The following is a 13,598-nucleotide window of genomic DNA, read 5'->3' on the forward strand; positions in this document are numbered from 1 at the left end:
ATTGATTATAAATAAAGTAAAGTCCTATTTTGAGCTATTTTTATTGTAAGCTGAAGTGAGAAAGAAAAGCTTTTATTCTCACTAAAAGAGTTATTTGAGGTGGTGTAGATAATATGAAAAAAAGACTAGTAAGTGATGTTAATGGAATTGGTCCAGCTCTAAATGAAAAGCTTGCTGAATTGAATATCCATAGTGTTGAGGATTTAATCACTACTTACCCCTCTCGATATGACAACTTCGAAGTATTACCATTATCTGAACTGATTCATGAACAAAAGGCAACCATTGAAGGTACGGTTTTAAGCGAAGCCGTTGTTACCTATTATGGTCATAAAAAATCCCGTCTGACTGTCCCCTTTCAAGTAGGCGAAGTCGTTGTTAAAGGAATTATGTTTAATCGTGCTTTTGCTAAAAAGCAATTAAAGGTTGGCGAAAAAGTAACAGTCACAGGCAAATGGGATCAGCACAGACAACAAATAACCATCAGTCATTATCGTGTAGGTGAAAAGGATCCAGCAGCGGAAATTGATCCTGTTTATTTATTACGTCAATTGATAACACCAAAACAATTTAAGAAAATAATCAAACAGGCGTTAGAGCAGTTTGGTCATGAAATCGATGAAATTTTACCTGAAAAATATCTAGTTGAATATAAACTATTTAATCGTGCTTTTGCCATTGAGCAAATTCATTTTCCAAAAGACTTAAGTCATTTAAAACAAGCTAAGCGAAGATTGATCTATGATGAGCTGTTAATTTTTCAGCTGAAAATGCAGGTCCTGCGAAAATACAATCGGGAACGTACAGTTGGCAACGCAAAGGCTTATGATCCTGAAAAAGTAGATCAGTTTATTGAACAATTACCCTTTAAATTAACTGAAGCACAACAGAAAGCGTTACATGAAATTCTAATTGACATCAAGTCGCCTTATCGAATGCATCGCTTGCTACAGGGTGATGTTGGATCAGGTAAAACAATTGTAGCAGCAATCGCTTTATATAGTTCGATTTTAGCTGGCTGTCAAGGTGCCATTATGGTCCCTACTGAAATCTTAGCTGAGCAACATTATCAATCCTTATCGAACTTATTTGATGGTATACTAACTGTAGAACTATTGACGGGCTCGATCAAAGGAAAGCAACGTTCAGAGCGATTAACGGCTATTAATGAAGGACAAGTTGATATTATTGTTGGTACACACGCCCTTATTCAAGATGAGGTCAATTTTATGAATTTAGGATTGATCATTGTCGATGAGCAACATCGCTTTGGCGTTAAGCAGCGAAAGGTGTTACGTGAGAAGGGAATCGATCCAGATGTTTTATTTATGACGGCAACACCTATTCCAAGAACATTAGCGATTACGAGCTATGGTGATATGGATATTTCGATTATTGATCAGATGCCAATAGGGAGAAAAGACATTGATACATTTTGGGTGAAAGAATCAATGTTCCCACGTATTGTTGCTTTTATAGAAAAAGAGGTGAAAAAAGGCGGACAGGCTTATGTCATTGCACCATTAATTGAGGAATCAGACAAAATTGATATTCAGAACGCAGTTGAGTTATATCAACATTTATCCAGTACTCTTCCTTCCTCCATTCAAACAGGTTTATTACATGGGCGCTTAACAAATGTAGAAAAAGAACAAGTGATGCAAGAGTTTGCGGAAAACAAAATTAATGTCCTTGTGTCTACTACAGTTGTTGAGGTAGGTGTTAATGTACCCAATGCAACCATAATGGTCATCTATGATGCCGAACGTTTTGGTCTATCTCAATTACACCAATTAAGAGGTCGTGTCGGTAGGGGAGAACAGCAGAGTTATTGTATTTTAATTGCTGATCCAAAAGGAGAAATAGGCAAAGAACGAATGCAGGTGATGACTGAAACCACAAATGGCTTTGAGTTAGCTGAACAGGATTTAAAGCTTAGAGGACCAGGTGAGTTTTTTGGTAGAAAGCAAAGTGGATTACCTGAATTTAAGCTAGCAGATCCAATTCATGATTATCGAACTCTAGAAACAGCTAGAAAAGATGCAGTGGAAATTATTTTTAAAGATGTGTTGGGAAATGATCCAGACTATGATTCGCTAAACACATATATCAAAAATATTTTGACAGAATATGTTGATGGTTTTGATTAGAACGGCGATATCTTACTCACTGAATGTAATAATACTTTTAGAATAAAAAAGATTATCTGCCCATTGATCAAGTGAAGTGTCAAGCGGTGAATTTTTCCTTAACCCCATTAGTATATGACATTTAGTATACTATTTTAATAGTGTTTATTGGCAGTCCCAGAGATAGCTTCAGCACAACTAGGAAAGCCCCCCTTGTCCTCTGATAAACTAATAAGGCTCAAGTTAAGTAGGGGGTTTTTCGGCGCATTGAATATGCGAGTGCGGACAAATGCGACAAACTTTTTTCGGATGGGATAAGGGAAACTACGCGGTACTCACATCACAAGAATAAGTGGGTTTCTTATTCTGCGTCCCCGTTTCAGGACGTGGTATTTTTTCTATCCGTTCGTTAACCTGTGATAAAATTCTTTTGAAAATGTGTATAAATTTGTAAGGCTATATGGTACAATTAATTTAACAACTTTTTAACACCTAGACTTACTAACGTTAATTTTCATACTTGAAAGTAAGTTGTTAAAAAACGAAAAAGATGATGTATCTGATATTTTTGAACTAAATAGAAAGATTTGAGTAACTTTTAATCTGAGAAACATCTTTTATTCAACAGAGGTATGCCAAGAATATAAATTGGAGAAAAGTATCTGTTTGGATAACTGCTAGTCGCTCTAAATTAAGATGGAACTCTCCTCTATCAAGGCATCAGCCACTGTGTGTCGTTATAGTCCATATATATTATTGGATATAAAACATTTGGTGTAAGCTGATGTTTTTAATTATAGGAAAAAGGGAATAGAGATACCAAAGTTCAAACTAAATATAAAAAGGTACTCATCACATTTGAACTAGCTGCAAACTCTCACTCAACAAAATCAAGCAAAAATTGCGTACTGTCGCTCCTCTCACTGATCGAAGATTCTCTTTATCAAACTCACTATATGGATAGGCAAACATTTTCATTGTTTATAATTTTTAAAGCGCTTACATTTTAAGAGTTTTTTCGACACATTAGATGATCATTGCACGAACAGGAAATGCCGAACTCCCTTGCTAATCTATTAATATTTGTTCATAGTCTCATCCTTTTTCTTATAAAATTAAACAACAGATCATTTCAAAGACATAGAAACTTGAATAGTTGAGTGATTGTTTAGCTCTAACCGCTGTAATTTTAAGTGGATGTTCTGCATTTTTTTATTTGTAAAGTAGTAAAGTAGTTTATACTATTGAAATATTTAAGGAGGATGGCCTATGTCTTATCAAACAACCTATCAACAATGGGCAAATGAAAGGAGTTTAGATCAGGAATTAAGGGACGAGCTTGACAGCATTGCCAATAATAATGAGCAATTACGTGACGCTTTTTCTCAACCTTTGGAGTTCGGCACTGCTGGTATGAGGGGGATTTTGGGTCCGGGTATTAATCGGATGAATATCTATACCGTTAGACAAGCAACTGAAGGACTTGCATGTTTTATCGATAGCAAACCAGAAGCAGAAAAGTCTAGAGGGGTAGCTATTGCTTATGATTCACGCCACAAGTCTCCAGAATTTGCTTTAGAGGCGGCAAAAACCTTGGCTGAACATGGGATTCGCTCCTATTTATTCGAATCCTTACGCCCAACTCCAGAATTATCCTTTGCAGTGAGAACGTTAAATGCTTTTGCAGGTATTATGATTACCGCTTCCCATAATCCAGCTCATTATAATGGTTACAAAATTTATGGAGCAAGTGGTGGTCAAATGCCACCCAAGGATGCTGATACATTAACAGAATACGTTCGTCGTATCGAGAATCCACTACAGATAAAAGTATTAGCTGAGGAGGAAGCGAAAGCACAAGGACTTCTGACAATTATCGGCAAAGAAGTAGACGACGCTTATCTTAAGGAAGTAGATGGAGTAACCATTGATCGAGAACTAATTGCTAAGCATGGCAAGGGTTTAAAACTTGTTTTTACACCGCTTCATGGTACAGGAAAGATGCTTGGGGAAAAGGCATTGAAGCAAGCAGGATTTAATCATTTTTCATTAGTCGAGGAGCAAAGTACTGCTGATCCCGATTTTAGCACGGTAAAGTCACCTAACCCAGAGGAATATTCAGCTTTTGAGTATGCGATTAAGCTAGGCAAGAAGGAAGAGGCTGACTTGCTTGTAGCGACAGACCCTGATGCTGATCGCTTGGGGGTTGCGGTGAGATTACCTGATCAAAGTTATCAGGTACTTAGCGGCAACCAGATCGGTGCCTTGATGCTAGATTACCTATTAAAAGCACATAAGGCGGCTGGTACACTGCCAACAAATGCAGTTGTCTTAAAGTCGATTGTATCTAGCGAATTACCTACAGCCATTGCTGAAAAGTACCAAGTAAAGATGGTTAATGTTCTAACCGGTTTCAAGTTCATTGCCGAAAAAATTCAACAATATCAAATGGACGGTTCGCACACTTTTATGTTTGGCTTTGAAGAAAGTTATGGCTATTTAGTCAAACCTTTTGTCCGAGATAAGGATGCTATTCAAGCCCTTGTACTTATAGCAGAAGTTGCTACATTCTACAAGCAACAAGGAAAAACATTATATGATGCACTGCAAAGTATATTTGCGACATTTGGTTACTACCAAGAAAAAACGATCTCGATCACAATGAGCGGATTAGCGGGTGCAGAAAAGATCACCTCATTAATGCGACAATTGCGAGAAGAAGCACCAGTTGCATTTGGAGAAGTAAGCGTAATAGGTAGTGAAGATTATAAAAAACAGGAAAAGGTAACTTCAGACGGCTCAGTGAAAGCTTTAAACACATCACCATCAGATGTAGTGAAATATTTTCTAGCAGATGGCAGCTGGATAGCGGCACGACCTTCAGGAACTGAACCAAAAATTAAATTTTATATTGGCGTAAAAGCTGAAAGCAAAGAGGAGGCTGAAGAAAAAATAGTCACATATACAGCTTCTATTGCTGAAATGACCAAAGCAATAGAATCATAGGTTATGAAGAAAGGATCGCTAAACAAGCTTTGATCAATAATGAGGTGAGTAAATGCAAACAAAACAGTATTTGGACACTGAAACTGAAGAGGCAATTAAAAGATTTTATAGTGGTGAGAACTTTTATAGTCAGCATATTTTTGGTCACCATCCGGAGAAACGTGAAGAAAAACAGGGTTTCGTTTTTCGAGTATGGGCACCACAAGCGCAGCAAGTTTGGTTAGTTGGAACTTTCAATAATTGGGATGATTCTCTGCCGATGGAGAAAAATGAGACCTATGGTTACTGGGAAATATTCACTACTGAAGCTGTCGAACAGGATTTGTATAAGTATAAGGTGCGTCAAGCAGATGGAAGAGAAGTTTTTAAAATTGACCCATTTGCGATTGCTTTTGAAAAACGGCCCGGAAATGCAGCAATCATTCACACGGTTCCGAAGAAAAAATGGCGAGACGGATTATGGTTTGGTAGAAAAAAACGTTCTAATTTATTCAAGCGCCCCATAAACATCTATGAGGTCCATGCGAGTTCATGGAAACATCATGAAGATGGCACACCCTATTCATTTACCGATTTAAAAGAAGAATTAATCCCCTATGTGAAAGAAATGGGATATACCCACATTGAATTCATGCCGTTAATGGAGCACCCATTAGGAACTTCATGGGGATATCAACTTATTGGTTATTTTGCTCTTAGTTCTTATTATGGCACTCCGGAAGCATTTCAAGATTTTGTTGAAGCCTGCCACCTGAACAATATCGGTGTACTTGTAGATTGGGTACCGGGACATTTTTGCAAAAATGATGATACGTTGCCGACCTATGATGGGACACCACAGTTCGAATATCAAAATTCTGATCGAGCTAATAATATACGCTGGGGCTGCGTTAATTTTGATCTGGGTAAACCGGAGGTGCAAGCCTTTCTTATCTCTAGTGCCCTGTTTTGGCTGGAAATGTACCATATTGATGGATTTCGGGTGGATGCTGTCTCAAGTATGCTTTATTTAGATTACGATGAAGGACCTTGGGAACCTAATCATGAAGGTGGCAATCGTAATTATGAAGGATATTACTTTTTACAAAAGCTGAATGCAGTTGTTAAGCTTGCACATCCATCAGCAATAATGATTGCTGAGGAAAGTTCGTCGGAAACCAAAGTGACAGGGATGATAGAAACAGGAGCGCTTGGATTTGATTATAAATGGAATATGGGTTGGATGAATGATGTTTTAAAATTCTATGAAATGGATCCTGTTTATCGTAAAGATCATTTTGAGCTTGTGACCTTTTCGTTTATGTACATGATGCAGGAAAATTATATCTTACCCTTGTCTCATGATGAGGTAGTTCATGGCAAAAAAAGCTTAATGCATAAGATGTGGGGGGATCGCTATAAGCAATTTGCACAATTAAGAAATTTATATACGTTTATGATCACACATCCGGGTAAGAAGCTATTGTTCATGGGAAGTGAATGGGGGCAATTTTTAGAATGGAAGTATGATGAAGGGCTGGAGTGGAGAGATTTGCATGATAACTTAAATCATAGTATGCAAAAATTCACAGCTCATCTCAATCAATTATATAAGTCAGAACCTGCTTTATGGGAGTTAGAAGAAGAAGCGAGTACGATAACCATCATTGATGCAGATAACCGTGATGAGTCGGTCCTTAGTTTTATTCGTCAGGGCAAAAAGAAAAGCGATTTTCTGATCGTTGTTCTAAACATGACTCCAATTGAGCGCCATGATTTTTGTATAGGTGTACCTTATAAAGGTAGCTATAGAGAACTCCTGAATACTGAAATGAAAGAGTTTGGTGGAACGTGGGAAGTAAATAACCCGATTCGTACAACGGAAGATGAACCATTTAAAGCTCTCCCATATCAAATTAAAACTATCGTACCCGCTTTAGGTGCTTTAATTATCCGACCTGATCAAATTCAGCTAAGGAAAAGGCGTACAACGACTAAGTAATTTTCTTTTAGAAGAAATGGGCAGGGTAACATTTGAGTTGCACACTTCACCAATATATAAATATATTCATCGATAAGGGCTATTCATAAAAGCTGTATACATCTGTTCAGGAAGCCATCCATGTCGTTGTTTTGTCATCAAGATTTATCGATAAGCTCTAGTTTTTCTAACAAAAAGTTGTGATCTTCCTTATATCCACAGGATTTGCCTTTTACTATAAATCTGCAAACCAAAGAAAGGGGGAAGGTGAAAGAAAGCTTTCACCGTATAATATGCAAAATGAAATGTTAGCCATTATTCTCGCTGGGGGAAAAGGGTCTCGATTAGGGAAATTAACAAAGAATATTGCAAAACCAGCGGTTCCATTTGGAGGGCGCTATCGCATTATTGACTTTACCTTAAGCAATTGCGCAAATTCTGGAATTAAAAATGTTGGTGTGGTCACTCAGTATCAGCCGCTTGCTTTAAATAGCCATGTTGATGATGGGACCAGTTGGGGGTTGGATGGTATTAATTCAGGAGTAACAATCCTTCAGCCATTTGCAGGAGCAGATGGGGGGAAATGGTTTGATGGAACAGCACATGCCATTTACCAAAACATGGCTTATATTGATGAGATGAACCCTGAATATGTGCTGGTCCTGTCAGGTGACCATATTTATAAGATGGATTATGAGGAAATGTTAGAGACACATAAAACAAATAATGCCTCTCTAACCGTTGCTGTCATTGAAGTACCAGAAAAAGAAGCCTCCCGTTTTGGGATCATGAATACGGATGAAAATGACCGTATTATCGAATTTGAAGAAAAACCAGAAAAGCCCAAAAATAATCTTGCCTCAATGGGAATTTATATCTTTAATTGGGATAGATTGCGTAATGTGCTCTTAAATAGCTACTCGAAAGATGATCAGATGCTTGACTTTGGCAAGCATGTGATTCCATCCTATCTAGAGAGTGGGGAGAACGTTTTTGTTTATCGCTTTTCTGGCTACTGGAAGGACGTTGGGACGATCGAGTCGCTCTGGGAAGCTAATATGGAATTTATTGATCCAAAAATGAATTTAACCATCCGGGATAAGTCATGGCGTGTCTACTCCAAGAATACAATTTCTCCACCCAATCTGATAACAGAGACTGCTTCAGTAAAAGAGTCACTAATTGCTGACGGCTGCTATGTAGCAGGTGAAATTGAAAATAGTATTCTATCAAATGATGTCCAAGTGAAAGAAGGATCGAAAATTACGGATAGTTTTATTATGCCTGGTGCAAACATTGGTAAGAATGTCACGCTTCACCGTGCCATTATTGGCGAAAATGCAGTTGTGGGTGATAACAAAGTGATTGATGGAACTGAGGAAATAGGCGTCATAGGATATTCTGAAGTGATAGGAGTGACAAACGATGAGGACTAATAAACTTTGTGCTGTTTTGGGGAATATACAACGCTATAATGCTTTACTACCATTAACAACTCACAGACCCTTAGCCACCCTGCCGTTTGCTTGTAAATATAGATTGATTGATTTTCCCCTTTCTAGTATTGTCAATGCAAATATTAATACTGTCTATATGATTTTTAATGAAGGTGAGACCCAATCTGTCTTTGACCATATTGGGGGAGGGAAAGAGTGGAATTTAGATGGTGTTCATCATCGTTTCTTTATTCATCTCTATCAAGACTTCTTAAAATTAAAAGCCAATGAATCAGATTACTATCGCCCTCTAATTGATTATCTTGAAAAATCAAAATCAGAATACACGGTTTACATGAGCAGCAAGATGATTTGTAATATTGATTTACGTGCTGTATTAAAGATTCATCAACTCCAAAAAAATGAAATGACTGTCGTCTATAAAAAAGTAGATGCAGAAAAGATCTGTGAGACGGACGCGGTCCTATCTTTAACCGATCAAGGTCAAATTACAGATGTTCGACCGTTCATGGAACATACCGAGGACAAAAAACAAGAAAATCTTTGCATGGATATTTATATCGTTCAAACCGAATGGCTTATAGATCAATTAAAAGCAGGTCAGCAAGAGGGAGCAACAGTCGATCTCCAAGATTTTCTAAGAAAGAAAATTCACACCGTCAAAAGCTCCACATATGAATATACGGGTTATTTAAGCAATATCTTTGACATCAACTCTTTTTACAAAGCGTCATTAGATATGTTAAATCAACAGAAATTCAATTCTTTACTCTACTCAAGCCAAAAGATTTATACGAAGTTAAAAAATGAAGTCCCCACCTATTATGCTAAGTCATCTGAGATAAAAAATAGTCAATTTGCAACAGGTTGTCTGATAAAAGGTAAGGTGGAAAACTCCTCCATATCCCGTGGTACCCTGTTGGAAGAGAATACAGAAGTAAGAGAATCAATCATTATGCCAAGCGCAAAAATATGTGCTGGTGCTAAAATCGAATACGCTATACTTGACAAACATGTTGTCGTTGATCCTGATGTGAAAATTATCGGTACAAAAGAAAACCCAATTGTCATTAAAAAGAACAGCCATATTAAGAGTGATATATTAAGATAGGGGGAAACATGAACATGAAGGTATTGTTTGCAAGTGCGGAATGTGCACCATTTTTCAAAACAGGAGGACTAGGAGACGTTGTAGGTGCTTTGCCAAAGGAATTAGCGAAAAAAGGTGTAGAGGTAGCTGTTGTGCTTCCGCTTCATAAAACGATACCAACTGAATATAGGGATCGTTTCGAACATGTCGCTTCTTTTTCAGTAGATGTGGGATGGAGAAATCAATTTTGTGGAATAGAACAGTTACGACTTGATCAGGTCACGTATTACTTTATCGATAATTTATATTATTTTGATCGGGACCAGCTCTATGGATTTTATGATGATGGTGAACGCTTCGCTTACTTTCAGCTCGCATTGATTGAGATGCTTCAGGTTGTTGATTTTATTCCAGATATCATCCATGTGAATGATTACCATACAGCCATGATTCCTTTTCTACTAAAAGAAAAGTATCATTGGGTATCAGCCTATCAATCGATTCGGACAGTTTTAACCATTCATAATATTGAATTCCAAGGGCAGTATAACCCGAATATTTTAGCCGATTTATTCGGTGTTGGTGATGGGCGTTATCATGATGGTACCATTCGATTTCACAATGATGTTAACTGGTTAAAAGCAGGGATTGTCTATTCTAATTATGTCAACACGGTGAGTCATTCATATGCTGGTGAGATCCAAACAGCTGAGTTTGGCAATGGCTTAGACGGAATTTTACGGATGGAAAGTGGTAAACTGAGGGGGATTATAAATGGCATTGATTATGAGCTTAATAATCCAGAAACAGATAAGGTTCTTGCCGCTAACTTCTCTCAACAAGATCTTGCCGGCAAAAAAGTTTGTAAAAAGGAACTTCAAAACATTGTAGGTTTACCTGAGCGTGAGGATGTTCCGATCATTGCCGTTGTTAGTCGACTTACACATCAAAAGGGTTTTCATCTTGTACTTGAGGAGTTAGAAAATCTTTTGCAATATGATGTTCAATTTATTCTATTAGGAACAGGAGACCCAGCCTTTGAGCATCAATTTAAATTATTGTCTGAATGGTATCCAAACAAATGTGCAGCTCACCTGACATTTGATCTCGAACTAGCTCAACAGATTTATGCAGGGGCAGATCTATTCTTGATGCCATCTAAGTTTGAGCCGTGCGGGTTATCACAAATGATTGCAATGCGCTATGGCACATTACCCGTTGTCCATGAAATTGGTGGACTAAAGGATACTGTAAAACCCTATAATCCAATTGAAAAAACAGGTACAGGGTTTGGCTTTTCAATTTTTACACCATTCTATATGATGGAGGCCTTGAAAAAGGCGATTCATGTTTACCAGGAAGAAAAGGATGTTTGGCAACAGTTGATTCAAACAGCGATGTCACAGGATTTCAGCTGGACATCATCAAGTGAACAATATCTTGCACTTTATCAAGAATTAACAAGAGATGCCATGTAAGAATACCATGGTCTAGATTCTGATAAGAAAAAGCAGACAGAGAAGAGGACGCACTAGATGACACTGGATAAAAAAACCTTTAAAAAAGAACTGAGGCAGCGCCTTAGCGAAAATTATGCGATGGAAATCGAAGACGCTAGCGAACAAGAACTATTCTATACATTGGGTACTTTAATAAAAGCCCAGTATGCTGAAGCATGGGGTAATACCTGGAGACGTTATATATCAAAACAACAAAAACAAGTGTATTACTTTTCAATTGAGTTTTTGCCAGGGAGGATGTTAAAAAGTAACCTGTTGAATCTTGGTATGTTAGCAATGGTGAGGGAAGCCTTAGCAGAGCTCAATATTGATTTAGACAAAATAGCAGATGTGGAAAAGGATATGGCGTTAGGAAATGGAGGACTGGGCAGACTGGCATCCTGTTTTATGGATTCAATTGCTTCCTGCAACCTGCCCGGAAATGGTAACGGAATTCGTTATGATTATGGTCTTTTTAAACAGCGCTTTGTTGATGGTTATCAAGTAGAACTTCCTGATGAATGGCTTAAAGGCGGTAATATATGGGAGATTCGCAGGGAAAGTAAGGCTGTTGATGTTCGTGTTGGTGGTCATGTTTATTTAGCAGAAGTAAGCAAAGGACATTTCAAACCTGTTTATGAGAATGCCCGAGTATTACGAGCTGTTCCTTATGATACTGGCATGGTAGGCTATGACAATGATGTTGTCAATACACTGCGATTATGGTCTGTTGAAATCCCTGCTTCTGAAGAAGATAAGTATCAGAGCATTCATGGGCGCAGGGAATTGGAAGATTTAACGGCTGTACTTTATCCAGATGATTCCAATGAACAGGGGCGATTAACTCGTTTAACGCAAGAGTATTTCTTTGTATCGGCAGGGATTCAAAGCATTATCCGCCATTACAAGAAGCAATATAAAAAGCCGATTGCTCAATTGAGTGAGTATGTTTCGATTCATATTAATGATACCCATCCAGCCTTATGTGTACCAGAAATGATGCGGATATTGATGGATGAAGAGGATTTATCATGGGAACAAGCGTGGGATATAACCGTAAAAATAATGAGCTATACGAACCATACGATTATGGCAGAGGCCCTAGAAAAATGGTCCATAGATCTAATGAAACGTACTGTTCCGCGAATGTATCAAATTATCGAAGAAATTGACAGACGTTATGTTGAGACCATAAAAGCTTTACATCCTTATGAGCTCGTTGAGCGCACAAGAATTATTCGTGAGGGCCAAGTTCATATGGCACATTTATCGATCATTGGAAGTCATAGTACGAATGGTGTGGCAAAACTCCACTCAGATTTATTAAAAGCAGTTGTCCTGCATGACTTTTATGTTATTTATCCAGATCGTTTTAACAATAAGACGAATGGAGTCGCACAACGTCGCTGGTCACAGATTGTTAATCGCCCGATGTCTAAGGTGTTAGATGAAACGATTGGGAAAACGTGGCGAAAAAACCCGGATGATTTAAAATTATTAATGAATTATCAAGCTGATGATAAAGTACTAACTAAATTAGCTGAAGCCAAAAAAGCAAATAAGCAAGCCTTAGCAGATTATGTTTTATCAGCTACTGGAATAGCGATTTCTTCAGAAGCAATTTTTGATGTGCAAATTAAACGGCTTCATGCCTATAAGAGACAGCTGTTAAATTTACTCCACATCATTAAGCTTTATCAAGATATCAAGGAAAATCCACAAATAGAGCGACAGAAGCGAGTATTTATTTTTGGAGCAAAGGCGGCACCAAGTTATCATTATGCAAAAGTGATCATTAAATGCATCAATGAAGCGGCTCACTTAATAAATAATGATCCAGCAATTCATGATCAGCTCAAGATTGTTTTCTTGGAAAATTATAATGTCACGCTAGCTGAGAAGATAATTCCAGCTGCTGATGTAAGTGAGCAAATCTCACTCGCATCTAAAGAAGCTTCAGGTACAAGTAATATGAAGCTTATGCTTAATGGGGCAATTACTTTAGCCACTCTAGATGGCGCAAACGTAGAAATTCGTGATGCGGTGGGTGATGAGAATATCTATATTTTTGGTTTAACAGAACAAGAAGTTTATCAATACTATCAAAATCAAGATTATTCTGCCCGTCAGTTATACGAAGAAAACCCGATCATTCACCGAGTTTTAAATGCTTTTATTGATGGGACCATTCCAAATATAGAGTATGAGGGTCGTGAAATATTTGATTCATTAATTCAATACAATGATGAATATTTCTTATTACGAGATTTTGACTCATATGTTGAGGCACAGCAACAGATTGATCACGCCTATGCCGATCAATCTTTTTGGCAAAAAATGAGCTTAATCAATATTGCAAATGCCGGCAGGTTTTCCTCAGACGAAACGGTGCGCCGCTATGCAGAGGACATTTGGAAAGTTGACCCCATCAGATTGCCTGTTGATGAGGAAGGATAG

Annotated in this window: 7 protein-coding genes; all 7 read left to right on the forward strand. The window is 37.8% G+C overall.

Annotated elements, in window-relative coordinates; genetic code table 11:
- Window positions 1-113 precede the first annotated feature (113 nt).
- Window positions 114-2,150: an ATP-dependent DNA helicase RecG gene (gene recG, locus ACS127_RS11910; RefSeq protein ID WP_440895263.1), complete on the forward strand. Its 2,037-nt coding sequence runs from the start codon at window positions 114-116 to the stop codon at window positions 2,148-2,150.
- A 1,248-nt stretch (window positions 2,151-3,398) separates the two neighbouring features.
- Window positions 3,399-5,135, forward strand: coding sequence for a phospho-sugar mutase (locus ACS127_RS11915; RefSeq protein ID WP_440895264.1), 1,737 nt, complete (start codon window positions 3,399-3,401; stop codon window positions 5,133-5,135).
- A gap of 52 nt (window positions 5,136-5,187) precedes the next feature.
- On the forward strand, window positions 5,188-7,116 hold the full coding sequence (glgB, locus tag ACS127_RS11920) for a 1,4-alpha-glucan branching protein GlgB (protein WP_440895265.1): 1,929 nt from the start codon (window positions 5,188-5,190) through the stop codon (window positions 7,114-7,116).
- A gap of 272 nt (window positions 7,117-7,388) precedes the next feature.
- Window positions 7,389-8,531 carry a glucose-1-phosphate adenylyltransferase gene (locus tag ACS127_RS11925; RefSeq protein WP_440895266.1) on the forward strand — a complete coding sequence of 381 codons (1,143 nt, stop codon included), beginning with the start codon at window positions 7,389-7,391 and terminating at the stop codon, window positions 8,529-8,531.
- A complete protein-coding gene (glgD, locus tag ACS127_RS11930) occupies window positions 8,521-9,663 on the forward strand; it encodes a glucose-1-phosphate adenylyltransferase subunit GlgD (RefSeq protein ID WP_440895267.1) in 1,143 nt (380 codons plus the stop codon). The genes ACS127_RS11925 and glgD overlap by 11 nt, the downstream gene beginning before the upstream one ends.
- Before the next feature lie 14 nt (window positions 9,664-9,677).
- Window positions 9,678-11,120 (forward strand): glycogen synthase GlgA, encoded by a 1,443-nt coding sequence (glgA, locus tag ACS127_RS11935; RefSeq protein WP_440895268.1) that lies wholly within the window; start codon window positions 9,678-9,680, stop codon window positions 11,118-11,120.
- 57 nt (window positions 11,121-11,177) lie between these two features.
- Window positions 11,178-13,598, forward strand: coding sequence for a glycogen/starch/alpha-glucan phosphorylase (locus ACS127_RS11940; RefSeq protein ID WP_440895269.1), 2,421 nt, complete (start codon window positions 11,178-11,180; stop codon window positions 13,596-13,598).

Source organism: Amphibacillus sp. Q70 (genome assembly GCF_052055485.1).
Taxonomy (GTDB): domain Bacteria; phylum Bacillota; class Bacilli; order Bacillales; family Amphibacillaceae; genus Amphibacillus.